Origin of the sequence: Leptospira kmetyi serovar Malaysia str. Bejo-Iso9 (assembly GCF_000243735.2) — a bacterium.
GTDB classification, from domain to species: Bacteria; Spirochaetota; Leptospiria; order Leptospirales; family Leptospiraceae; genus Leptospira; species Leptospira kmetyi.
In genome coordinates, this window is sequence record NZ_AHMP02000004.1 from 30,692 (window position 1) to 56,175 (window position 25,484).

Here is a 25,484-nt window from a genome sequence, read left to right on the forward strand (position 1 = left end):
TCATGTTTCGTCTTTGGCTCCGCATTCTTTTTTGTTTCTTCTTTTTTTATCATTGTTCGGTCTTTCGCGCGTCCGCAAAGATCAAACCTCTAGAGTTCAATTATTCTTCGATCGCGGTAAACTACTTCACGCCCGAAAACGAAAAACCGTTTCCTTTGACGGTGCAAAGAGGGAACAACCTTTACAACTCCACGACTTCGGACGGACGTTATCTTTTTTATACGACTGGTCAAAAGGGAAATTACGACATTTGGTTTCGCGATTTAAAAAGTTCGATCACCGTTCCCGTTACGGAACATCCCGCGCCCGAGTTCAAACCCGCGATCAGCCCGGACGGTAAAAAACTCGTATTCGTATCGGAACAATACGATTCTTCCGGGGATCTTGTTCTTTTGGAAATGGATCCGAACTATTGGGCGGAAAAAATTCTTCAGGGGAAACGTTTTCTAAATTCGGATTTTATAATATTAACGAATCCTGATTTTGACGAGCCGGGCAAAAAGGATTCCTTTACGGACACCGATCCTTCTTTTTCGCCGGACAGTCGCCATCTCGTTTTTTCCACGGATCGTTTGACTCCTGGGATTCAGAATCTCGTCGTGTTGGATACGGAAGGAAAACAACCGATGAAACTTCTCACACAAAACGGAGGAGCTTCTCCCGTCTGGTCCGCGGACGGAAGTTCGATCGTTTATCTTTCTTATCAGGAGGGACCCACGGGCGATATCTATCTTTTGGACGTTTCTTCGGGTAAGAATGAAAGGCTTACGAAAGATTCTTATCTGAACTTTTCACCTTCTTTGTCGAACGACAAAAGATATTTGTATTATACTTCCATTCGAAACGATTCGAACGGAAACGGACGTTTGGACGAACGGGACAACAGTCTCATCGTTCGAAAGGATTTGAAAACCGGCGGAGTCCGTCAGTTGACCGGTGGGAACGATTCCTTGTTCGATTCCAAATTCTCCTCTTTCAATGGAGGATCGGTTTTATTCACTGCAGCATATTATAATACTCTAAATATTTATTTTATTCCGGCCTCCGGTTCCGTTTCCAAAGAAAAGGACGTGATTTCCCAATACGAACTCGCTTTGAAATACAGGGACAAACAGAGTTTCGAGGATTTTCTTTTGGCGATCGACGCCATCGAGTTTTATTTCTCGGAAGATCCCATTTATCCTTTGATCCGCGCCAAGGCCCTTCTTTTGAAATACGAAGAGGCGAAAAACGGAGGAAGAACGGGCGTCGCCGAAACTACAAGAAAGGAAATTCTTTCCTCCCGATTGCATCCCGTGAACGGACTCGCCTACGGTTTGTCTCTCGTTCAGGAAAGAAAGAATTCGATTCCGTCCGCGATCCAGGAACTTAGAAAATACTACGATCAGATCCGTTCGGTCTCTTCCGTCGATAAGAACGTCTTGGCCTCGCTTTTGGAAGAGGAAGCTGATCTGTATCGAAAGTCCGGAAACGTGGAACGTTCCCTGCAAGTATATGATGAAATTTTAAATCGTTATTCTTCGTATTATCGGATTCGGGACATCTATCGAAAGTCGGGCGATCTTCAGTATAAGAACGCGTCCTTGCGCGGTTATAAAATTCCGGAAACTTTTTTTACGGTCGCGAACGATCCGCAGATCGGAAAGGAAGACTTAAGACTTCTGTACGAACAGATCGATCGGGAAGTGATCGCCGGTAAGAATTTTGCGGAACGAACGAGCGCCGCGGAAATTTCCATCGTTTCGAATTCTCTCTCCCAAAAATCCAAACGTCTGAACGAATATTTTTTATACGTAAAGTCTCTCGGTTTGAACGGCAAGGGTTCTTTCGAGGAAAGCAACGCCTTGTTAAACACGTTTTTATCCGGCGTTCCCGAAACCGATCCGCTTTTTTTAAAAGGACATCTTTTAAAATCGAACAACTTCAAAGGCCTCGGAGAAGTGCAGAAGTCCTTCGACGAATTGAGGATCTATCTTGAAAAATACGATCCCCTTCTCGGAGTCGATTTGGACGAAAAGGAAATCGAACGTTCCTTTATCTATTTCGAAAACAAGGCTCGGGATCACGACCGTAGAGGAAATCTTCAGGACGCGGCCTTTCATTATTTCTACAACACGGAGAACATGTTTCTCGTCAAAAGCAGAAACTTGTTTCTGGAAACCTTATATAAGGAATACGCGGTATATTATCAAAGGATGATGGTCGATTCCGTCTTTAAACTTTCGGGATCGTTGAGCGAAGAGAAACAAAAAGCGCTTTTGAGTCAGTTGGACGTGATCGACATCGCGAGCGTCGATCCCTTGGCGGAAGAGGGACTCGCCTATATCAATCAATACTATAAGATCGCCGTTCCGAGATCTAGACCCGTTTTGGATTTGGCGACGTTATACGGTTATTCGTATTATCTGGTCAACCGAAGTGTGATCCGCGAAACCTATTACAACGCCGCGAACTCCATGACGTCCGCGAGAAAGGAAGAGATTCTCCGCGACTTTAAACAAGCCGAATACGAACTTCGATGGATCATATTCGCAGATCCGAGATACTACGAAGCCTACCAGCTTTTGGGTTGGATGTATCAGTATGTGGACATTTTGAAAAACAGAAAGTCCGGCGAGGATCAACCGAACGACGAGGAAAAATACTCGAGCGTTTATAAGAAGTATTTTCCCGAAAAGAATTTCGAGGAGAATATAGAACTCTACAGCCAGGTTCTTGAACTTCTCGGCGAGAATTTCGAAAACAAAAAAGCGTTGTCCGATCTCAGGTTGAACCTCGGAAATAATTACTTTCTTTTGAAGAATTATCCGAGAGCCAACGAACAGTATTCCAAGGTGGATTCTCTTTCCGATTATATCATTTCGAAAACCCAATTCGAAAACTATCGTCAGAAGGCGATGTTTCTTTTTAACTCGGCGAGATCCTCGATCTACGTGGCCGATTACAAATCCGCGGTGGGAAAGCTGAAAGCCGCCTCCAATCTCTACTTCGAAAACGAATCCAAAAAGACGATGATCGGAAAGGACAGCGCGGAAAAACTCCAGCAATACAAACTCAAACTCGCATTGTTGTTCACGTTAACCGGTCTTTCGTATATGGAATCGGGAGAATTTTTGAACGCGATTCTTTATTACAAGGACGCGCTTTCATTGAACGGGGAAAACGGATGGATCGATCCGGTCAATCTCCATAACGGATTGGCGCTTTGTTATCAAAAATTAGGAAAGTTTAAACTGTCCGAAACCCATTTGAGCGAAGCGGATAGAATCGTTTCGAATCGGGGAAGCATCGGCTGGATTCCGAAAGGCGTAAAGTTGACCTTTTGGGATTATTTTTGGGACGTCATCTGGGAAGTCGCGCTTCCCGACGGAGTTCGAATTTCGGGAGAAGGAAGATTTCCCGAAGCGATTTCCCCGCAGTTTCAACCGTTGATGACGAGCGGAATCCGGGTCAACAATCTGATCGCTTCGATGGAAGTGGAAAAGGCGATCGAAGAGATCAATTCTCGCCTAACGTATGTTCGTTCCAAAAGTCTGGAATCGACGCTTGCAGGTTCCTTAATACAGTCCAATTCGTTTAACGATTTGGGCTATCTTCATTTTAAAAGGGAAGAATTCTCCAAGGCCGTAAAAATTTACGAACAAGCGGAGGAGTTCGAAACCGACGCCGGCTTCGCTTCCAAGGCGAGAACATCGTTCAAACGCGCGCTTTATTCCTACTTCGGTCATTTGGAAAACGCGAAGGAAGATCCGAAGTCGGAGTTGGAAACTTTGGGCGCCGCGGCGGATCGTCTGCTTTCCTCCAAGGAGAATTTTATCAAGTCCTGTTTGGGGGATTCTTCGTTTCAGGAAGAATTGATCCTTTCCGAAACCAAAAAATGTATATTAAGATTTTATAATTCGTATTCGGACCACGATCCGATTCTCGCGCTCGTTTATTATTACCAAGGAGAACAACATTTCCGTATCGGAGACGTTTTATCGGGGTTCGAATTGTTCGGAAAAGCCGCCGGTCTTTTGGAAAATCCGTCCCAGGTTCCCAAGGAAATCGTAGGACTTGCGGGAGATCCGTATTCGAGAAAGGAAAGAATTCTTCATTCGATCAGCAGAGCCAATCTTTATACGAGACTAGGGGATTCGGAAAAGGCGATTTCCGTTTTGGATTTATCGTCCGAGTCCGCAAACGAATTTTATTATATTCAAGAATGGATCGAAGCGCTCGTGACTCAAGCGGAGATTTTCCGAAAAGAAAAAAGTTATTCCAAGGCCAAGGAAAAAATCGATCGGGCGAGTGCGCTTCTTTTGTCTCATCCGCATTTGATAAGCGAACTTAAGTATTTTGTAATACGAAGGCTGTTTAAGATCCAATCGGAAATCAATTTCGAATCCGGTAAATCCGCCGAAGGATTTAAGAGTTTGGATCGATTGCAACGATTGAATTTGTATCGTCAGTTCGTAAAAATTCCCCACGAATCGGAAAACGAAGAATTTACCGAAGCCGTATTAAAACTTCAGAATTTACTCAAGAAACAAAAGTCCGTCTATGCTTCCGTTCAAACGGCTCTGGAAAAAAAGGAAAAATCGGAATCGCTCATTCGGGATTATCAAGTTCTTTCCAAGGAACTGGAAAAGGAATTGGCTTTGATCCAATCGACCAATCAAAACCTCGACGGTTATCTTGGAATTTTTTCGGAAGAACCTTCCGCCGCGACGCTCTTGAACGCGGGCGAGGGTTATCTGAGAATCGAAACGTCTCAGGACAAGTTTAGAATTTATAAGGCCGCAAACGGCAAAGAAGAATATCTTGAATCGAAAGGAAAACTCGAAGACGGTATATTACAAAACGTAGTTTCGGGTAAGATTCCTTTTTCTTCTCAGAAGACTTGGTTTGTACAACTCGGGGATCATATCGAACTGGAAAAAATTCGAAACGTTCTTCCCGAAAAATTCTCTCTCGTGTTTAGAACCGCGCATCTAAGGCCCTTGCAGGAAAAAGATCAGAGAACCCTTCGAAACATCGCGGTCTTGAACGGAGCGCCTAACGCCGATTCAACGCTGAACGTCCGCAAAATGGGTTCGGGTGTGAATTTAATTTCAGGTCGATGGGAAGAAGTCGCCTTGGACGCCGATCGATTGTTGTTGGATACGGATTTGGTTGCAAGTCCTCTGCCGAAGATCGGAGGGGACAATTCTTTCGGGGAAACCTATTCGTCGAACCGTCTTTCGATCCGAAATCTGTTTCACAATAGAAACGAAATCTCCTCGGCTCTTTTTTACGAGGACGCGGTTTTGGATCTCGGAAAAATTTCGGAAATCTACGAAGTGTTAAACGCATCAGGAATTCGTAATGTAGCGATTTGTGATTCCAAAACGAACTGTAAAATGGTTTCTCCCGAAACGATTCTTTCGGGGAACGTTCCGGGAACTCTTTTGTTGGGTTCGAGTCTGCTTCGGAAAAAAGACAATTATCGATCGAACGAAAATCTTCACGAAGCGGCGCGCGAACAAGAACGAAAAGAAAACGTTCGAGACGCGTATACGCACGCGTTTTCCTTTCGATCCTTTCAGAAAAATCCGGACCCGGTCGCTTCGGGAGAATTGGATCTTCTTCGTTTAAAATGGAAACTTTTCTCCGGTATTTCGATGAAGGAAATCTACGGAGATCATTTAAAAAACTCCAAGGATGAAAGCTCGAAAGATTCGATTCTGTTTTCCGCGCTTTTGACCTGTTATCTGGATAAAAAACCGGAGCTTTGTTCCTCTGGTTCTCCGAACGATCTCAAGGACGTTTCCAAAAAGAATCTTCTCAATTCCTTATATTCTTTTGCGAACGGGGCTCCGGTTTCTCCGTCTTCGCTCAAGATCGCGGACAAAACGATCGCTTCGTTTTACGATCCTTATTTATATTATAAGAATATTCTAAAAATTGCAAGAACCAATTACGAACCCGAAGTGGGGGAGTTTGCGGCCAAAGTCGCGCTCGAACTTTCGAACGATTCCGAGGAAACCAAGGAAGTCGAGGAGATTCTACAGGGTTTATACGCGCAGAAATACTTTCTACAGGGCGCGACACTCAGCAAAAATCAAATTCAACGCAAGGAAGAATTGTATCTGATTCTCTCCGGTAACTGGAAGGACGCGCTCGAACTTTTGAAAAAGAAGGAAGACGAGGAGGATACGGGAAGGTTCCGCGAAAGATTATTCCGAAATTGGAAAAGCGAAATCACGGGCGCGTGGTTTTCTCCGTATTCTCTTTATTCCGAAGTGCACGGAAATTCGTTTCAACTTTTCGAATCCCTCGATCCGGAAGAAAGAAGTCTTTTGTATCATTTGATTTTGTATTCGGTTCCGTTTCAGGAAAACGAAGAAGTGGATCTTCTCGCGGATTCTTTGGTCGGGTACGAATGGAATACGGGCGCGAAGTCCAGAGCGCTTCGTATGGTTTTGGGTTACGCTCAGGCGCTTCTTTCCAGGGGAGAATTGAGGAAAACCGCCGACTGGATCGATAAGATCGGGTCCAAGTTTAAGATCGGAAACGATTTTGCAAGTATATTCAAAGACAAGAATATTCTAATGAATAAACTCGCCTTTCATACCGGAAAAACTCCGGAAGGAGTCGGCTCCGAAGAAAAAACGGAATGGATTTCTTTGTATGAAAAGGCCGCTTCCAAATCTCCGAACGAGTTTATCGAATTTCTAAACGCAACGGTTCGTTCCAAACGGGGTAAAAGTTTTAGTTCCAAGGAAAGAATCGAACTCGGAGATTTTATCACCTATCTGCAAAGGCTTTGTTTTAAAAAGAATAACTCCGAAGTGTTTTTCGATCTCGCGGTTGCAAAGGATTTCTTATCGCTCGCACGTCCTTTGATCTTAAATACGAATCCGGATTACAAGGACATCGGAACGTTTACGTCCGTTGCGGAAAGGCTTAAGGAAAAACTTCCACCCGATCAGGAATTTCTCGCGGTGATGGACTTGGGTCTTGAATCCTTTTACATTCGTTTTTTAAAAGGAAAGTCGAAAGGGGATCTTGCGTTTAAGGACAATCGAAAACTCAGAGCGTCCGTGTTTCAGTATTTGGAAGAATCGGCTCGGGGCGGTTACGAGGTTCTTCTGCGCGAAGAATTGGAAAACGAATATAGAAGAAACATCAAACTCACGAAAAACAAACTTACGTATCTGTATTTGAGTTCGTATCATTTTAGAATTCCTTTGGTGCCGAGAACCGAGGATAAATTCTTTCTTGTAACGGACCCGGAAAGTCTTCTCGTAAATCCCGTTTTTTCCACAAAGGAAGAATTCGTTCCCGACTATCAGATTCAATTTTTAGCAAGTTCCAAACCGCAAGAGGCTTGGAAAAAATCCCTGAAGGATTTGGAAGTTTTCGAAGCGGGTTCGGGTAAGTTGGGCGGCGATTCCAAAAGTCGTCTTTATATTCTTCAGGAGCCTTTGGAGATCGTAAATCAGGTCAGTTTGAACTTTGCGGGAGGTTCTCTTCCTAACTCATACGGCACTTTGAGAAAGGGAAATTGGATTTTTACTTCCTCTTATTTGGATGAGGAACGATACGATATTCAGAATTACAGGGATTCTTTTTATTGGATCGCTCAGAATTTTTTAAGCCCCGGCGTGATCTTTATCGGAGATCAAACGGATACGGCCCATGTCGACTTTTTGAAACGTTTTACGAAACGGAGCAACACCCGGATTCCTTTGTATATCCGTTTTCAGGAAACCTTGGACGCGATCAAGGAAGCGCATCCTCTGGATCGGGTTTGGAACGGTTATCGACTGTATACGAACAGCATTGTATTAGAAGAATAGAATATTCTTCTTTTTTTTATGAATCGCTTTTGAGCAGTTTTTTTCTTTCCTCGTTGGAAAGATCGATGAGCGCCCGCATTCTTTCGTGAAACTTTGCGAAGTTCCGATCCGCTTTTTCGAACTCGCGATGGAAAAAATCGGTTCCGGAATGATACCGAAGATATCCTACGAAGTCCTCGTTGTTCCAGTTTCTCGCCGCGAGTTTATCGAGACGGATCGTCTTAAATTCTCCCTTTGCGGCCAAAAGAGAATTTTTAAAGTCTTCCAGGATTCTTTTTTTCCCTTCTAATTTTTCGGAATCGGTTCCGGAGCTTTCGTATAACGTTCCGAGTTTAGCCGCGGTTTGTACGAGAAAAACTTTGAGCTTTTTCGATTCTTCCTTTTTTAAAAGAATCTCCTTTTTGATCGGACTTTCCTTTCCTTCCGCCGATTCCAGATAATGAAACGCTCCTTCCTCTTCCACGAAGCTCGCATAACTCTCGTTAAAGAGAGAATCTCCGGGAAAATAGACGGTCGCGTGCGCCATCTCGTGAAACACGAGTGAGGCGATCTCGTGCGGTTTCGCGTCGTCCAACTGGGAAGAGAAGATCGGATCTTCGAACCAGCCGAGTGTGGAATATCCGGCGGTGATTCTGATTCTCGTGTCGAACCCTTTGTCTTTCAGTTCCTGTTCTTCCCGTTTCGTTTTTTCTAAATCGAAAAATCCTTTATAGGGAACGGTTCCGGCGATGGGAAACCACCACGTATAAGATTCCAATTTGAGAGGATAACACGCGGATACGTGCCAACCCAATTCTTCCCGATCGAGCCCCACGAACGACTTGAATCCGGCGGAAGGCGCGAGTGAAAGTTCCTTGATTCCGTATTCCCGAAAGGATTCCACTTCTCTGAGTTTGATTTTTAATTCTTCCTTTGCGGACGGATCTTGTAGGATCGTCTCGATCGATTTTCGTTTTAGCAAAATGTCGAGTTGTCCCGTTCCTAAATGCCAGAGATAACCAACGCAGTTCTCGAGAGTAAAACATAAAAAGAGAAGCGACGCGATTCTTCCCAATCGTCGCGAAGTTTTCGATTTACACTTGTTCTTCGAACGAGGAGAATCGAATTTAGGTTCTATTATGGAATTTATACGTTCCCTTCCTAAGGTCGTCGTTTTTAACGGAGTTCTTTTGGTCGTTCTCATTGGAGTTCTGATTTTTCCCAAGGAATGTTCGTTGTCTTCTCTTTTCTCCGGCAAAAGGCCGATCAGCTACGGAGAACAAAAGTCCGCGATCGAAATCCAAAATTCTTTTCGCAACGTTTATCATCTCGTTAAGGATTCGGTGGTTTCCATCCGTACGAAAAAAAGCGAATCGATCACGAGCCCGTATCACTACTTCGATTTTAGAAACGAAAGACTGGCTTCGTTCGGAAGCGGTTTTTTCGTTCATGAAAAAGGTTATATTGTCACCAACTACCACGTCATCGAAGGCGCGGAAAGTATCGAAGTCATCACCTCGAACGGTAGCGTTCATTCCGCGAAATACGTGGGAAGTCACGAACGCGCGGACATCGCTCTTTTAAAAATCCGGGAAGGTTCCGGTTTACGGCCCATCGTTTTCGGAGATTCGGACCGGATCGAAGTGGGAGATTGGGCGATCGCGATCGGTTCTCCCTTCGGTCTCGAACGTTCCTTCAGCGTGGGAGTGGTCTCCGCGAAATATAGGGAGGATTTGGACGAAACCGGTCAGACGCATATCCAAACGGACAGCATGATCAACCCGGGAAGTAGCGGAGGTCCGCTCTTAAACATCTACGGAGAAGTAATCGGAATCAACCGGTTGATCCGAAGCGAAACGGGTCGGAACTCCGGCATCGGTTTTGCGATTCCGAGCAACTATGCGTTGAAGATTATCCGAATGATCGAGTCTAATCAGGGCAGACATATTCGCCCGGCGATTCTCGGAGTGATGGCAACGGTTCCGCTTCCCGATCATAGAATCGCTTTGGGCATTCCCGATTCTTGGACGGGGGTCCTCGTGTACGATATGGATCCTCAGTCTTCGGCGGAACTCGGAGGAATCAAACGTTATGATTTTATTCTCGAGGCGAACGGAGCCCCGATCAAAAATATTAATGATCTGCGCGAACAGGTTGGAATAGTGGGACTTGGGGGCAAGATCAAGCTCCGTATCTACCGGGAGAAAACGATGCTCGAACTTCCGGTGAAGTTGATTCAAAAATAGCGGTTTTAGAATTTTAGAGGAAAGAAAGACGGGATGAGAAGAAACATCGTTCACAGCGGAGCGGACGCTCTGATCTATGAAATCAGACAGATCGTAGCCGTCGCGAAAAAACTGGAGGCGCTCGGTCTTCAGATCACTTACGAAAACATAGGAGATCCGATTCAAAAGGGAGAATCCATTCCCGATTGGATGAAGGAGATCGTTTCCAATCTGGTTCTAAAGGACAAGTCCTGGGCCTACACGGCCACGCAGGGTTACGAACCTACGCGCAAATTCCTCGCCGAAAAAGTAAACGAACGAGGCGGGGCGCAGATCACCGCGGACGATCTTTTATTCTTCAACGGACTCGGAGACGCGGTCGCAAAAATTTTCGGATTTATGAGAAGGGAAGCCCGCGTGTTGGGGCCAAGCCCCGCTTATTCCACGATTTCATCCGCGGAAGCCGCGCACAGCGGATATGAACACCTAACGTATAATCTTCTTCCAGAACACAACTGGATGCCGGATCTCGAGGATATCGAAAACAAGGTTCGTTATAACGATTCCATCACGGGAATTCTTCTCATCAACCCGGACAATCCAACCGGTGCGGTATATGATAAAACCTTAATGAAGGATATCGTAAAGATCTGTGAAAAATACGATTTGATGCTGATCTGCGACGAAACCTACGCGCACGTGAACTATTCCGATCACGGGCCCTTACATCTTTCCGAGGTCATCGGAGATAAGGTTCCGGGAATGGCGCTCAGGTCCATTTCCAAAGAATTTCCTTGGCCGGGCGGTCGTTGCGGTTGGCTCGAAATCTTCAACAAGGACAAGGACCCCGTTTTCAGCCGTTACGTAAAATCGTTGTTAGACGCAAAGATGCTCGAAGTATGTTCGACCACACTTCCGCAGATGGCGATTCCGGAAGTTTATTCTCATCCGGAATTCATTCCGCATCTGAAACGAAGAAACGAAAAGTTTAAAAAACGCGCGCACGCCGCCACCGAATACTTCTCCGGTTTAAAGGGCGTAAAGGTCGTCGAGCCTAAGGGAGCTTTTTATCTTACGGTCGCTTTCGACGACGGAGTTTTGAATTCCAAGATGAAGTTGAACGTGGAAAACAAAAAGGCGGACGAATTCATCCAACCGTTGCTCGCATCGGCGGCGAACGACAGAAGATTCGTATATTATCTGCTCGCTTCCACGGGAATTTGCGTGGTTCCTTTGTCCGCGTTTTGTACGCTCAAGGACGGGTTTCGCGTAACGTTACTCGAGGAGAACGACGAAAAATTCGACTGGATCTATAAGACGCTTAGAGACAAGATCGGTGAGTATATCGCGTCCGCTTAAAATCGGATTGATGGATTCCGGGATGGGCGGCTTGTCCGTTCTTAGGGAACTCCTGAAATACGATTCTGAAATGGAAATCGTATATTACGGAGATCTAAAGAACAGTCCTTACGGGGAAAAACAAGCTTCCGTCGTTCTGGAACTCGTTCGAAACGTATGCAACTTTTTGCAAGCGGAGAATGTGGACGCGATTCTTCTCGCGTGCAACACCGCGACCTCCGCGGCCGCGGAAACTCTCCGAAAGGAATTTACCGTTCCCATTTTCGGAATGGAACCAGCGATCAAACCTGCGATTCTCCAGAACCCCGGAAAAAAAGTAGCGTTACTCGCAACACCCGTCACTCAAAGAGAGGAAAAGCTCCAAAGGTTAAAGGCGGAACTCGGCGCGGAAGAATTGATCGTTCCCGTATCCTGTCCCGGACTCGCCGGTCTTGTGGATAAGGGAGAATTTGCCGAGGCCGAAAAATATCTTCTTCCGATTCTCGCGGATCTTCGGGAAAAAAAAGTGGAGAATCTCGTTCTCGGTTGTACACATTACGTTTTTCTAAAACAGATAATTCTAAAGAACTTTCCGGAAGTTAAGCTCTACGACGGAAATTCGGGAACCGTAAAACATCTTTTGAATTCTCTCGAAGCGAACTTGAACCTGAATGTGAATTCGAGCACAAACGCAAACGCAAACGCGACTGCGAACTCGAGCTTGCGTTCCGAAGAAATCCGCTCCGCATCGGGGCGAGTTCCTCATTACACGTTGATCTTAAACAGCGACGAAACCTTTCATTCCCGATTGGCCGCCGATCTTTTAGAATCTCCGAGCAAGGTCTAAGATGTCCTTCGAGGCGGAACGTCTCATCGAGGGAATCGTTCGCAAGGAACAACGTTCCTTGGAAAAATTCTACGATTTATACGGACCGATGCTTTATTCGGTAGTTTATAAAATTCTAATGGATCGGGAAGAAGCGGAAGAGGTTCTCCAGGAAGTTTTCACGATTCTCTGGACGAAAGCCGAACAATTCGATTCTTCCAAAGCTTCTCCCTTGACCTGGATGACTACGATTGCGCGTAACGCGGCGCTTTCCAAAATTCGATCGGTCGATCATAGAACGAGAAAACAAAGTTTTGAATTTCAGGAAAGTTTTGCCGAGAATTCCAAGGTCGCACAGGATTCCGTTTTTCAAAACGCATTGGATTCGAATCTGAGGGAAAAGGTCAAACAGGCGATTTCCGGTTTGGCTCCGGAGATTTCGATTCTTTTGGAAGAGGCGTATTGGAGCGGGCTCAGTCAAAGCGAGATTGCGAAGAAATATAACCTTCCTTTGGGGACGGTTAAGTCGAGAATTCGGTCGGGTTTGATGGAACTCAGGGATCGGTTGAAGGATTGGTCGTTTTGATTTTTTGTATGAGTTCCTACATTTTTAGTGAAACCGCGCGCCCCACCCTCGTTGGGTGGTGGCGGTGAGGCGGTGGGAAGGAAATCACCGCAAAATCTCCGGTATCAGAAAAATCGAATGCGAACAAGAAGAAAAACATTTCTAAAAATTGTAGGAACTCCTACAAAACCGGACGCCGGTGTAAAAAAAATCGATCCGATCGGAATTTTCCGGGATAAAATCAAGTGGGAGTTCCTACATCGGAACCGATCGAAAGGAAACGTCGAAACAATGAATCGCAGAACTGGGAAAACGAATCTATGACGAACCCGAATTCCGACCCGATCGAACCGACGGAAAGCTGGGAAGATTTCGTCTTTCCGAAAGAAGTTTTTTCTTCTTCAGAGGCGGAGTTGGGCTTGGAGGACGTTTTTCATCTGTTCGGACTTTCTTCGATGGAGGAGTTCCGACCCCGTTCTTCCCTAAGGAATAAAATTATTTCCAAGGTCTTGCAGAGCAAGACCGGCTCAAACGATTCTTCCGCTTCGACGAGTTCATCCGCGTCGAACATTTCGAACGTTTCGAACGAAAAGAATGCGCGGAACTCCGACTTTTTATTCGTACGCAAATCGGAGGAATCGCTCTGGAAACAAAGCGCGTTCGAAGGAGTGGAATATAAAATTCTCAACCGAGATTCTTCCCGCAACACCGTAACCCTGATGATCCGAATGGAACCGGGCGCGGTATTTCCGGCGCACCCGCACGGAAGCGCGGAGGATTGTTTTCTCGTAAGCGGCGATTTGAAAATCGCGGGAACGACGATGTCGGCCGGAGACTTTCACAGAGCGCCGGCGGGATCCAAACATAAAAAATTCACCACTTCTCTCGGAGCGGAATTCCTGATCGTATCGGGAGAATCCGACTTCTCCGAATCCGAGAAATTTTTTTCCTAATTTTTGAAAGCCGATTCTTTGGAAATAAATTTCCAAAAACGAAAAAAGTTTTTTTGAAATAAATTTCCAAACTTTATATTAAAAATTCGATCCGTTTTTTTCGAACTAGAGTATAATACGAAAACTCCTCCATAGAGGATTCATCGGAGCAATGAATGATCCGTTTATTAACCGCGATTGCGGTTTTATTCTCTTTCACCGTTTGTAAACCGAAGGTCGCCGAAAGTTCGGACGCGGTTGTGACCTTTCTCAAAGGAAAGGCTTCCGTAATCGGAACAGGTAAGGAACTTTCTCCACTTGCAAACGTAACCGAAAAACAATCCGTGAAAACGGATTCCGAAGCGGTTCTCGATCTTACTTCCAAACTCGGAAGCTTTCGTTTGTTAGGCGGAAGCACCGCAACCTTAGCGACTCTCAACGCGGAGAGCGCATCCTTTCAAGTTTCCGAAGGAAACGTTTTGATCAAGGCGGGTAAACTCGCAAAAGGTCAAAGCCTTCTTGTGGATACGCCGACCGTAGTCGCCGCCGTTCGTGGAACCCAGTTTTGGGGAAGAGTGAACGGTAAGGACGAATCCGGAACCTTTGCCGTTCGAGAAGGCGCCGTCGAGATCACTCGTAAGTCCGACAACGCAAGAGTATTGATCGAAGCCGGACAAGCCGTGGATCTCAAGCCGGGCGAAAAAGATCTAAAACCAAGAACCGCCGCCAAGGAAGAATTAGCAGCGATGGAGCAGATCGACCAAATGAAATGATTTCCTGAATTCCCGAATCTTCGTCCTTAAGTGCCGGATTTCCTAGTGGGTCCGGTTTTTTTTTGTGTGCAGGGATTTTGTCTTTTCCAAGCTATTCTAAAAAAGAACCGGGAACGGAGAATGGAAGAAAAGATCACATACAAAAGCGCGGGTGTGGACACCGAAAAGGGAAGAGAGTTCGTTCAAAAGATCAAACGAAACGTAGAATCCACGCACGGACCGAGAGTTCTCGGCGGTCTCGGCGGTTTTGCCGGAGCTTACGACGTAAGCGTTCTAAAAAAATTCAACCAACCCATTCTTCTTTCCGGAACCGACGGTGTCGGAACAAAGATAGAACTCGCAAGATTATTAAACACGTTCGATACGGTCGGCATCGATTTGGTCGCGATGTGCGTGAACGACATTCTCGTCTGCGGCGGAGAACCGTTCTTCTTTTTGGATTATATCGCCTGCGGAAAATTGGATCCCGAAAAGATGGATCAAATCGTCGCGGGAATCGTACAAGGATGCAAATTGTCTAATGCTTCCTTACTCGGTGGAGAAACCGCGGAACATCCCGGAACGATGAAGGAAGACGAGTTCGACCTCGCGGGTTTTGTGGTCGGAGCGGTGGAAAAGGATCTGATGATCGACGGTTCCACGATCCAACCGGGCGATAAAATTTTAGGATTGGAATCGAGCGGTCCTCACAGCAACGGATTCTCGCTCATTCGTAAACTTCTTTTGAAAGACGGAAAACAACTTCCATCCGATCCCGAACAGGTAAAATTCTTAAAAGAATACGCGCTCAAACCGACGCGCATCTACGTTCAAAGTATATTAAAACTTTTGCAAAAGGTTCCCGTAAAAGGAATGGTTCACATCACCGGAGGCGGTTATCAGGAAAACGTTCCTAGAGTTCTTCCGAAGGGATCCCAGGCGAAATTTTTCAAGGATAGAATTCCTTCCGGATATTTTTTCGAAAGATTAAAAAAAGATCATAAACTCGACGAGTTGGAAATGTTCGCCACGTTCAACATGGGGATCGGTTATATGGTGATCGTGTCCGAAGAGAACGTTCCTTCCGCGAAAGAATTTTTGGAATCCACCGGAGAATCGGTTCACGAAATCGGAGAGATTCTTTCCGGTAATAAAGAAGAAGTAATCTTCGTCTAACAACGCATCTATGGTCACGATCGCAGATCTTCTTCGGTCCCGTGTTCTGGTATTCTCCAGAAAAAACCCGTTTATGCTTTCGAGACTCACTTTTTTTTACGTGATTCTCGGGATCGCGGGCGGACTTTTTTCGGCCGCGTTTTGGATGTTGCTCGAATATCTTACGCATTTCGCGTCCGCGATTTCCGGGATTTATACGATTCCATTTATGACGGCCACGGGGTTGCTCGTCGGACTCATCATTCATTTTCTCGGAGAACCGGGAGAAATCTCATTAGTAATCGATAATATACGATTTAGAGGCGGAAAGTTGGAAGCGAGTCAGAATCCTTCCATGGCTCTTTCCTCGATCTTAAGCATCTCTTCGGGAGGAAGCGCCGGTCCCGAAGCCCCTCTCGTTCAGATCACCGGATCTTTCGGAAACTGGTTCGCCGAAAAACTCGGGTTAACAGGAGAAGAATACAGATCGATGACCATCGCGGGGATGGCCGCGGGTTTTACTTCGTTGTTCGGTTCTCCGTTGGGAGGCGCGTTATTCGCTCTTGAAATCCTGCAACACAGACACGTGGTCGAATACTATAAAGCCCTTCTTCCGGCGTTTTTATCCAGCACGTCCGCGTTTTTTGTCTTTCTTTGGATGACACACGCGGGTTTACAACCCACTTGGCAGTTTCCGCAGTACGTTCCCGGGGACATTCAAGATTTCTTATATGCTCTTTTACTCGGCGCTCTCGGCGCGCTTCTCGGATGGATGTTTCACGGTTTGTTCATCGCCAATCGTTGGATCTATTCCAAAATTCCGGGACCGATCTATTGGAAGACCTTGCTCGGCGGCGCGGTTTTGGGATGTATCGCTTGGCAGATTCCTTTGACCCGATTTTTCGGGCACGACCAACTCAATCAAATCGTGGAAGGAAAGTTCACTCTCGTTTTTTTAACGGCTTTGATCTTCTGGAAAACGTTTGCGATCACGAGTACGGTTGCGAGCGGTTGGAGAGGAGGGATAATCATTCCCTTGTTTTTTATCGGGGCTTGCGCCGGTAAACTTTTGTTCGGAATTCTTCCCACCGAAAACGAATCCTTTCTGATGATCTGTCTGATGGCTGCGGTCAATTCTTCCGTGACCAAAACCCCGATCTCCACCACGATTTTGTTATCCGAACTCACCGGTCTTTACAGTTTTACACCGGTGTTGATCGCAAGTTTGAGCGGTTACTTTTTATCTCCTAAAGAACCGTTTATCAAAACTCAAGGAAAAGAAGTTTAACCGCATTCGATTCCGGAAGCGTGCGTGCTTCGATTTCTTCCGTGGATCTTGGAATGATACAAGGCCTTATCCGCGGATTCGATCAGATCGGAAAGTTGATTCTTATCCTCCAGCGAGTGTTTCGATTTTCCGAGGAATGTCGCGACGCCGACGCTGATCGTCACGGGCTTTTTCTCCCAGGAGAATTCTCGGGTGATTTGAAGAAGACGTTCCGCGATCAAGATCGAATTTTCTTCGGATGTTTCGGGCAATGCGACGATGAATTCTTCTCCGCCGTATCTTGCAATCACACTTTGATCCGATAAGGCTTCGCTTAACAAAGAGGAAAGTTGGATGAGAACCTTGTCCCCTGCGGGATGGCCGAACGTATCGTTGTATTCTTTGAAGTGATCGACGTCGATCATCATCAAAGAAAAGAATGTTTCGCGATGACATTGAAGTAATGCCCGAAGATTTTCCGTAAACGCTCTTCTGTTTTTCAAACCGGTCAACGGATCGGTCGAAGCTTGTTCGAACAATCGATCGTTCGCTTCCTTTAATTCTGCGGCGAGTTGGCTGATTTTCCGATTGGCTTCGATCGCTTCCGTGATGTCTCTTCCCGTCACGTAGATAAATCCGGCGGCCGTATCCGGAAACGCGGTCCAAGAAAAGAATTTATAACTTCCGTCCGCACATTGAAAGCGATTTTGAAACGAAAGAGTCGGAAGTCCCTGATTCAATTTTTCGAATTCTCGGGAAGTGGATTCCATATCTTCCGGATGAAGCAGGTGAAACGGTTGTTTCCCCACGAGTTCTTCCGCCTTCCATCCGAGGATTCGTTCAAACGACGGGTTGACCTGTAAGACGGTTCCGTCCAATCTCTGGATCGACAGTAAGTCTAAACAATTGTTGACCAACTTTTCCAGATCGTATTCTTTCTTGTGATTCATCTCTTCCGTTCCTTCGGGCTTTCGAAAACCGGAACATTATATTCAAAATATATAAACTAGTTTCGGCTTTGTTTTTTATAAACTTAAGATGTGCGGTTTTTCATAAACCATTATGCGGATTCTTTCGTTTTTTATTTTGTTTTTAGAACTCTTCAAGATCGGATCTTGTTTTTCGGTTTTGTCATCTCGAGAATTCGTTCGCCCGTGATTCGGAGTTTATGGTTCTATTCTGACAAAGGTCCGTTCGGATTTAAAATTTGAATCTTTTCAGATTTGAAAGATGTTCTTTGGATTATAATATGATTTTCAAGTTTTTGTGATTTTTGGCAATTTCGAGACTTGTTTTTAGGGTTATTTAGTATATTCGAATATATGAATGTTTATTTTTGAAGTTGTTCCGTTGGAATCGATTTTTTTCGCGGCTTTGCGTTTACGAGCTCGGTTGGCCGAGCGGTTTAGAATTGCGAACCTAATGTAAACTCGCCATTCTTGCTTTAGCTTGTTGTTCTCCACAAAGAAGGTTAAGATTCTCGTTATCACATAAAATTCTCTGCTGGATTTTTTTAAAAGCAAGGGTTCCTGGTTTGGATTTAGATAACTCAAAAAAATTCTTTTCTGAAAATTCCAACCTTGTGAATCGTAGCTCGGAAATATTTTTTTAAAAGGGGCGGATTGGGAGGGAATTTTCTAAAATTCTCAGCTGACAGCCTTGGTCGGAATTCCGACATTGGAACCATCCATGGGGAAAATTCAGGAACTCAGTCCGGAACTCATCAATCAAATCGCGGCGGGAGAAGTCATCGAATCGGCTCATTCCGTCGTAAAAGAACTTATGGAAAATTCCATGGATGCTGGCGCGACGCAGATCGACGTGGAGTCCAAGGACGGCGGACTTTCCCTTTTGAGAATTACGGACAACGGTTCGGGAATCGATCCGGAAGATTTGGAAGCGGCGCTCAAACGTCACGCGACGAGTAAGATCCGAGATTATAAAGATCTCGAAAGCGTACTGAGTTACGGATTTCGCGGAGAAGCCCTTGCGTCCATCGCATCGGTGTCCCGCCTAACGTTGGAAAGCGGAACGAAGGATCGAAAAACCGCTTGGAAGATTCGTTCCATCGGGGGAACGATTTCCGATCGGGAAGAAATCCCCGGATTTACGGGAACCAAAATTCTCGTGGAAGAATTGTTCTTCAACACGCCGGTCCGGAGAAAGTTTTTAAAATCGATCCGATCCGAGGATAAAAAAATCCGGGATCGAGTTACGACTCAGGCTCTTGCCAGAGAGGACGTTCGCTTTCGTCTTTTTCAAGACGGTAAAGAAGTTTACGTATTGCCTTCCCGAGAAAATAAAAAGGATAGAATCATCGATCTGTTCGGTGAAAACTTTCGAGATCATCTTTTGGAAGTGAGTCTGGAAAGAGGAGGGATCAAAGCCTACGGTTATATCAGCGATCCCGATTTTTATAAATCCAACAGAACAGGACAATTCATCTTTATCAACGGAAGACCGATCGAAATCAAATACAGCTCCGTTCTATTAAAAAAGGCTTATGACGAACTTCTACCACCGAACGGACATCCGTATTGTTTTTTATTTTTCGAGATCGATCCTTCGAGAGTGGACGTCAACGTTCATCCGGCAAAGAAGGAAATCCGCTTTTTGGACGAGGAAGGTTTTAACGGATTCTTTCTTACCTTGATTCAAAAAGAATTGAGATCGAGCACCCCCGTCAGTTTTTTGGAATTGAAAAAACGTCTTTTAAAACCCACGCCCGATACGTTTAAAACGAGTTCGCTTTATCAGGCTCATTCTTCTTCGCGCGCCGGGGAAAGTCCTTTGCTCAGCCGCGAACTTTTTAACGAGGTTCCGAGACAGGAAGGATTCGAACTCGATAGAATGGGCGCGGGAGCTTCTTTATCCGCTTTGACGGACGAACGAGTAAAACATTCTTCCTTTGTTCCCAAAAAACATTTCGGAGTTTTGTTCGAGACATTTATTCTCGCGGAAGCGGAAGACGGTTTTTATATCATCGATCAACATACGGCGCACGAAAGAATCCGCTACGAAGAGGTTCTTAGAAAACTCGAAAAGAAGAACTACGGAATCCAACCGCTTTTGACTCCGATTCGTATCGACGTTTCCAAACAGGAACAGGAAGAGATATTAAACCGAAGAAAAGAATATGAGGAAGTCGGAATCCACTTGGATCCGTTGGGCGAAGACAGCGTGGTTCTCCGAGAAATTCCCGCATATATGGAACCCGGAGAGGAAAAGGAAATCATTCTCGATTTTTTAAACCGAACCGAAGGAAAGGAATCCACCGAACCCGAGTTATACGATCTTATGGCGAAGTGTGTGGCTTGTCGTTCCGCGATCAAAAAAGGGGATCATCTCTCCGATCCGATTTTAGCCGAAATATTAAACAGACTGAGTTATTGCGAAAATCCTTCCCGTTGTCCGCACGGAAGACCCACCCTAGTAAAGTTGAGCAGAGATGACCTCGAAAGAATGTTCCACAGAAAATGAAGAAGTTCCGGGAAAAGAACCGGATCGAGTCGTACGTAAATTATTCCGCCAAACGTTAGTCGGAATCGTGATTCTCGTATTGGGAGTCGTGTTTTTGGCGCGTGTTTTTCCGGAACCCGTGCTCGCCGTTTCCCAAAAGTTCATCGAGATCACCGGAGTTTTCGGGGTGGGGATCGGAATCATGCTCGCTGATTCTTTACACGTTTTTATTCCGCCCGACGTGTTTTTGATGATCGCGGTGGCCGGTAAACTCAATTCGATTCTCGTGATCGTTTCGGCTTCGATCGGAAGTTTGATCGGAGGAACCGTATCGTATCTTACCGGAAGAATTCTTTTACCGAAGATCGAAGGTGTGGCGAGCTTCGTAAAAAAACACGAACAGAAATTGGAACACTATCTGCATCGTTACGGATTTTGGGCCGTCGTATTGGCCGCCTTGACTCCGCTTCCGTATTCCTGGGTTTCTTTGGCGGCAGGTGCGATGAAAATGAGATATCTTCTCTTTTTTCAGGGTTGTCTTTTTCGAATTCCGCGTTTTATAGTATTCTATTATCTGATTCAATTCGGTTGGGTCGGGGGCGGAATGTGAGATCTTTTTTCGGTTTCGATCAGTCCGATATAAGAAAGAATTTTTTGAAGAATCGTTTGTATCAAAGGTAGAATCTTTGGAAGCCAACCAGCCCAATCTATTTCCGAAAACGAGAGAGGAAGTCATCCGAGAAAATCTGGATCTGTTCGATCTTCCGATTCGAATTCAGGCCTTGATCGAAAACATTCTTCAGGGAAATATCCGGGAACAATCCCTGGTGTGTTGTCACAGCGCCTGCGACGTTTGCAACGCGACCATACGAACCTGTCTTAGAAAAATCAAAAACGAGTTGGAACTTAGTTGAGCGATCTTTTTACAAAGAAGCCGATTCCGCCGCTCGCTCATAAAATCCGTCCTTCCAACTTCGAAGACGTAATTGGTCAAACAAGAGCCACAAAACAACTCGTCAATTATCGTTCTCCCGTATCCATCATACTCTACGGACCGCCCGGCACCGGCAAATCCACGTTAGCCGGAATTCTATGCAGAAAATGGAATCTTCCCTACGTGGAATACAACGCCGTATCCACGGGAGTCGCCGAAATCAAAAAACTTTTGGAAAGAGCGGAAAGGGAAGGAACGATTCTTCTTTTCTTGGACGAGATCCATCGTTTCAGCGCGTCTCAACAGGACAGTCTTTTGAAAGGAGTGGAAACGGGGCATCTCGTGTTGATCGGAGCCACGACCGAAAATCCGGCGTTTCGAATCACAAGACCTCTTTTATCCAGATGTCAGATCCTAAAGATAGAACCTCTTTCCCTGGAGGAACAATCCTCCCTTTTGGAAAGAGGAATTCAAAATTTGGCATATTCCATAAATCTAAACAAGGACGCCAAGGAAACTCTGATCCGGTTTTCGGGCGGGGACGGAAGAAAACTTCTCTCCAATCTCGAGGGAATCAGTTTCAGTTTTCCGGAGAATCATACGATCACACAAGCCGACGTGGAGGAATATCTCGAAAGCCGCGTGATCGAATACGATAAAAGCGGAGAATCGCACTACGACGTGATTTCCGCGTTTATCAAATCCGTACGCGGAAGCGATCCCGACGCGGCGTTATACTATCTTGCGGTTTTACTCGAAGGCGGAGAAGATCCGCTTTTTATTATGCGAAGACTGATCATTCTCGCGAGCGAAGACGTAGGAAACGCTTCCATCAACGGATTGCCCTTGGCGGTTTCCGGCTTACACGCGTTAGAGGCGATCGGAATGCCGGAAGGAAGATTGATTCTCGCGCACGTAACCACGTTTCTTGCGTCTTGTCCGAAATCGAACGCGAGTTATAAAGGAATCGGAGCGGCTCTTTCTTTCGTAAGAGAAAAAGGAACGGGGATTCAAATTCCGAACCGTCTTAGAAACGCTCCCACCTTCTTACACAAAAAAGAAGGAGCCTCCCAAGGTTATATTTATCCCCACGATTTCGGCGGATTTAAGGAACAAAATTATTTCCCGGATCAGTTCGCGGACGATCCGCCTCGTTTTTATTTTCCAACCGGAAACGGAGCAGAATTGAAACTCAAAGAATACTTGGATAAGGTTTGGGAAAAAACTCCCTGGAAGAAAGGAAGCTGATTATTTGTCGTAGAGTTCCGGGCGAACTTTGACTTGTTTCGTTTTGGATTCCAGTACTTGGAAACCGGTTTCCGTTTCGTTCGCGTTTCGACTCGAGTCCGAGTTCCAATGATACGCCACCGCGTGTTGGTTTTGGATCGGCTCTTTTATTTTTTTGTGTTTATACTCAGAATTGAACATTTTTCCTCCTTGGGTCGTAAGACCGCCAAGGTTTAGTAATCGTTTCGTGCTTTTCGGTAAAAATCTAAATCTTTTTTTTAAAGATAGAATGGCGATTCCGTTACAAAACGGTTTAATCGCGCAATGGGTCGTAAGACCGGACCCGAACTGCAAAGAAAAATCGAACCTTTTCTAAGATCGACGTTTTGTCGGTCCAAATAAAACGAGGCTCTTTTTTTAGTTGAATTCTTTTTCCAAAGCGGAAAGAACTCGGTCGTTTTGTTCCGGTCTTCCGATCGTGATTCGAAGCGCGTTTAAGTCGTAACTTTTCAAGTCGCGTAGAATGATTCCCTGACGTAAAAGAGACTGCGAGATTTCGGAGGACGTTCTGCCGTGTTTTCTTGCAAAAAACGTAATGAAGTTCGCGTACGAATTCGCAAATTCTATACTTTGTTCCGAAGCGAATTTTTCGTATCGTTTCATTTCGTTTAGATTGATTTCCAGATAAGAATCGACGTGGGACTCGTTCTTCAACGCTTCGGTCGCGGCGAGCGCGGAAAGATTTGCGACGCTGAAAGGAGGGCGCATCTTATACAGATTGGAAATTAATTCCTTACTTCCGATTCCGTAACCGATTCTCATACCGCCGAGTCCGTAGACTTTTGAAAAGGTTCCCGTGTAAAAAACGTTCGGAAAAAGATCGGTGACTTCCTTTGCCGGAATGAACTTGTCCTCGTTCTTTTTTTTGCCGAATTCCATATAAGCCGCGTCAATGACGACTAACGTATCCGGGGAAATCTTTCTTAAAAATTCGTAAACGTCCGATTTGGAAAGCGCGTCTCCCACCGGGTTGGACGGAGTACATAAGAAGATGATCTTCGGACGAACCGACTCCGCAAGATCCAAAAATGCGTTTAGATCGTGTTCGATCGTTTCCGTGGAATGAACCTTCGCGCCGCATTGAAGCGCGTAGATCTTATACATCGCGAACGTGATCCGATTGATCAAAATCGGATCTCCCGGACTCAAAACGCATCTGCACGCGAAATCCAAAACCTGATCGCTTCCGTTTCCGGGAATGATCCGATCCGGGGTGACTCCGAACTTGGAGGCAAGCGCGGTTTTCAAATCCAAATAAGAATCGTCCGGATAATACGACATCGTGGACGCCGCGTTTCGAATCGCTTCCACAACCGCCGGGGCCGTGCCGAACGGATTTTCGTTGGAACCTAGTTTGACGACGTCCTTCGGATCGATCCCGAATTCTCGGACCACGAGTTCGATGGGTTTGCCTGCTTCGTAACTTTTGAGCGAGCTTAGAATGGGTTGAAATGGGATCATCTACTCCCATGCTTTTTTGAGGAAAAAATTTGGGAATCGATTTAAGAATAAATTCGCGTAGGACTCGGAAAAATAATTTCGGTTCGTTGTATTCCCGATTTTTTTCCCTCTAATCCTAAGTATTCGTTCAATATAAAGAATCTGGTATCAAGATGAAAGACACGCAGTTACGCAGAGAAATGGAAGAAGAGATTTTAGATCGTTTAGAGGACTTTTCAAACGGAGAAATTCTGATCCAGGAAATTCTCAAGTCGTTCGAAAACTTCGATCGAGCGTTAGGAAGTACGGTTCAAGAACTCTTTCCCCTGGACGACAAGGAATAATTAAGAACAACTTTCTCGAATCGATTTCCAAGAATCGATACGGATTCCCCTTTGCTTTCCGGGAAGACGCTTCGCATACTCTTTTGCCCTTCGGATTCTACTTTGATTGTCTGGATGTGTGCTCAACCAATCCACAATTTTTTCGGCGTTCCATTCTTTTTCGTCCTTCCGGGTCGACTTATCGTTTTTGGTTTGGGAAGAATTTTTCGAAACCTTCGATTCTTCCCTTTCGAAAAAATCGATAAAACCTCCGAGACCGACTCCCGATTTTTTTAAGATATCGAAGGCTTGTTCGTCCGCTTCCTCTTCGAATTCCCTCGAATACCTAAGAACGGTTAACGTGTTCACGATTTCCGTGATCGTCTCCAAGGTTCCTATGTCGTCGAATCCGATTCCGATCGAAAGTTTGATTACGAGCGATATTCCCAAAAGACGGATCATCTGACGGATTCCGTGACGGCTTTCGACGTGGGAAATTTCGTGAGCGAGTATGGCCGCGATTTCTTCGGGGCTTTCCGATTCCTCGATCAAACCCGAGAACACGTAGATTCTTCCTCCCGGAAGTGCGAATGCGTTTATATCAGAAGTTCTTAATATTTTAATGGAGAATTTATCCCTCGTTTTCGGCGACACGATCGTGTTGCGGATCTTGTTCACGCTTTCGCGCAGTTTCGGATTCTTACATTCGGGGTAGTTTGTTTCGAATCGTTTCGAGATCATTTCTCCGAGTGCTTTGTCCGCCGATTCCGGAACGAGAACGTAGATTTGATCGAGTTTGTTTAAAATCAGAAATCCGATTCCGAACGCGAGAAGTCCTGCGATCAAAATCTGTTGAAACGCGGGAAGCAAAAGAAATCGGGAAAGAAGTCCTTTTAAATCCGTTCCGAGTTTTCGTTTTCTGTATTTCTGAAGGAGATCCGCCTTTTCCTTCGAGAAGAACGTGAAGATGAGATCGTTTCCGAGTTCATGATGATCCGCGAGTTCGAGTCTGTATTCGTTTCCCAGCTTTTCCAGGGAACGGATTTGTGTATAAGAAAAATGGAATGTATTGTTTTCTTCCGAGTTCGTTTCTGCTACGAAGCTGAATCCGGTTTCGTTCGGAACCAAATTTCCCGAAACCGGTTTTGCGGATTTACCGTCGTAGTAAAGGTCGGGCAC

General features: G+C 45.5%; 19 protein-coding genes. 14 read left to right on the forward strand and 5 right to left on the reverse strand.

Annotation, left to right across the window (positions count from 1 at the left end; translation table 11 throughout):
- Positions 1-2 precede the first annotated feature (2 nt).
- On the forward strand, positions 3-7,823 hold the full coding sequence (locus tag LEP1GSC052_RS20345; protein WP_010574200.1) for a TolB-like translocation protein: 7,821 nt from the start codon (positions 3-5) through the stop codon (positions 7,821-7,823).
- Positions 7,824-7,839: 16 nt separating this feature from the next.
- Here LEP1GSC052_RS20345 and LEP1GSC052_RS20350 read toward each other — a convergent pair whose 3' ends face one another.
- Entirely contained in the window at positions 7,840-8,943 is a 1,104-nt protein-coding gene (locus LEP1GSC052_RS20350; protein ID WP_040913871.1) for an aminopeptidase, read from the reverse strand.
- Here LEP1GSC052_RS20350 and LEP1GSC052_RS20355 point away from each other — a divergent pair.
- The 8 genes from LEP1GSC052_RS20355 to LEP1GSC052_RS20395 all read left to right on the forward strand — a co-directional run bounded on the left by LEP1GSC052_RS20355 (position 8,942) and on the right by LEP1GSC052_RS20395 (position 16,883).
- Entirely contained in the window at positions 8,942-10,048 is a 1,107-nt protein-coding gene (locus LEP1GSC052_RS20355) for a S1C family serine protease (RefSeq protein WP_040913868.1), read from the forward strand. The genes LEP1GSC052_RS20350 and LEP1GSC052_RS20355 overlap by 2 nt on opposite strands.
- 33 nt (positions 10,049-10,081) lie before the next feature.
- Complete coding sequence (locus tag LEP1GSC052_RS20360; protein WP_010574203.1) at positions 10,082-11,386, forward strand: pyridoxal phosphate-dependent aminotransferase; 1,305 nt, start codon at positions 10,082-10,084, stop codon at positions 11,384-11,386.
- Positions 11,370-12,212, forward strand: a complete 843-nt coding sequence (gene murI, locus LEP1GSC052_RS20365; RefSeq protein ID WP_156892158.1) for a glutamate racemase — start codon at positions 11,370-11,372, stop codon at positions 12,210-12,212. The genes LEP1GSC052_RS20360 and murI overlap by 17 nt, the downstream gene beginning before the upstream one ends.
- Position 12,213: 1 nt before the next feature.
- The gene (locus tag LEP1GSC052_RS20370) at positions 12,214-12,777 is read left to right on the forward strand and encodes an RNA polymerase sigma factor (protein ID WP_010574205.1); all 564 of its coding nucleotides are present in this window, start codon (positions 12,214-12,216) and stop codon (positions 12,775-12,777) included.
- 299 nt (positions 12,778-13,076) lie between these two features.
- Positions 13,077-13,709, forward strand: a complete 633-nt coding sequence (locus LEP1GSC052_RS20380; protein ID WP_020986879.1) for a cupin domain-containing protein — start codon at positions 13,077-13,079, stop codon at positions 13,707-13,709.
- 155 nt (positions 13,710-13,864) lie between these two features.
- The gene (lsa19, locus tag LEP1GSC052_RS20385) at positions 13,865-14,461 is read left to right on the forward strand and encodes an adhesin Lsa19 (RefSeq protein WP_010574207.1); all 597 of its coding nucleotides are present in this window, start codon (positions 13,865-13,867) and stop codon (positions 14,459-14,461) included.
- 30 nt (positions 14,462-14,491) lie between these two features.
- The gene (purM, locus tag LEP1GSC052_RS20390; RefSeq protein WP_084492283.1) at positions 14,492-15,616 is read left to right on the forward strand and encodes a phosphoribosylformylglycinamidine cyclo-ligase; all 1,125 of its coding nucleotides are present in this window, start codon (positions 14,492-14,494) and stop codon (positions 15,614-15,616) included.
- A 73-nt stretch (positions 15,617-15,689) separates the two neighbouring features.
- Entirely contained in the window at positions 15,690-16,883 is a 1,194-nt protein-coding gene (locus LEP1GSC052_RS20395; RefSeq protein WP_020986853.1) for a chloride channel protein, read from the forward strand.
- On the opposite strand, the gene LEP1GSC052_RS20400 is transcribed toward LEP1GSC052_RS20395, so the two are convergent.
- Entirely contained in the window at positions 16,880-17,812 is a 933-nt protein-coding gene (locus LEP1GSC052_RS20400) for a sensor domain-containing diguanylate cyclase (protein ID WP_010574210.1), read from the reverse strand. The two genes, LEP1GSC052_RS20395 and LEP1GSC052_RS20400, sit on opposite strands and share 4 nt — an antisense overlap.
- A gap of 739 nt (positions 17,813-18,551) precedes the next feature.
- Between LEP1GSC052_RS20400 and mutL the strand changes: the two genes are divergently transcribed.
- The 4 genes from mutL (at position 18,552) to LEP1GSC052_RS20425 (ending at position 22,503) form a co-directional block, all read left to right on the forward strand.
- The gene (gene mutL / locus LEP1GSC052_RS20410; protein ID WP_010574212.1) at positions 18,552-20,342 is read left to right on the forward strand and encodes a DNA mismatch repair endonuclease MutL; all 1,791 of its coding nucleotides are present in this window, start codon (positions 18,552-18,554) and stop codon (positions 20,340-20,342) included.
- Positions 20,311-20,931 (forward strand): YqaA family protein, encoded by a 621-nt coding sequence (locus LEP1GSC052_RS20415; protein ID WP_010574213.1) that lies wholly within the window; start codon positions 20,311-20,313, stop codon positions 20,929-20,931. The genes mutL and LEP1GSC052_RS20415 overlap by 32 nt, the downstream gene beginning before the upstream one ends.
- 76 nt (positions 20,932-21,007) lie before the next feature.
- The gene (locus LEP1GSC052_RS20420; RefSeq protein ID WP_010574214.1) at positions 21,008-21,235 is read left to right on the forward strand and encodes a hypothetical protein; all 228 of its coding nucleotides are present in this window, start codon (positions 21,008-21,010) and stop codon (positions 21,233-21,235) included.
- Positions 21,232-22,503, forward strand: coding sequence for a replication-associated recombination protein A (locus LEP1GSC052_RS20425; protein WP_010574215.1), 1,272 nt, complete (start codon positions 21,232-21,234; stop codon positions 22,501-22,503). Before LEP1GSC052_RS20420 ends, LEP1GSC052_RS20425 begins: the two co-directional genes overlap by 4 nt.
- Here the strand turns inward: LEP1GSC052_RS20425 and LEP1GSC052_RS21370 are convergent, their stop codons facing one another.
- Both LEP1GSC052_RS21370 and hisC read right to left on the reverse strand, forming a co-directional pair.
- Complete coding sequence (locus LEP1GSC052_RS21370; protein ID WP_020986877.1) at positions 22,504-22,683, reverse strand: hypothetical protein; 180 nt, start codon at positions 22,681-22,683, stop codon at positions 22,504-22,506.
- 216 nt (positions 22,684-22,899) lie between these two features.
- The gene (hisC, locus tag LEP1GSC052_RS20435; RefSeq protein WP_020986861.1) at positions 22,900-24,003 is read right to left on the reverse strand and encodes a histidinol-phosphate transaminase; all 1,104 of its coding nucleotides are present in this window, start codon (positions 24,001-24,003) and stop codon (positions 22,900-22,902) included.
- A gap of 152 nt (positions 24,004-24,155) precedes the next feature.
- On the opposite strand from hisC, the gene LEP1GSC052_RS21505 reads away from it, so the two are divergent.
- Positions 24,156-24,326 (forward strand): hypothetical protein, encoded by a 171-nt coding sequence (locus LEP1GSC052_RS21505; protein ID WP_010574217.1) that lies wholly within the window; start codon positions 24,156-24,158, stop codon positions 24,324-24,326.
- On the opposite strand, the gene LEP1GSC052_RS20440 is transcribed toward LEP1GSC052_RS21505, so the two are convergent.
- Entirely contained in the window at positions 24,327-25,484 is a 1,158-nt protein-coding gene (locus LEP1GSC052_RS20440; protein ID WP_010574218.1) for a M48 family metallopeptidase, read from the reverse strand.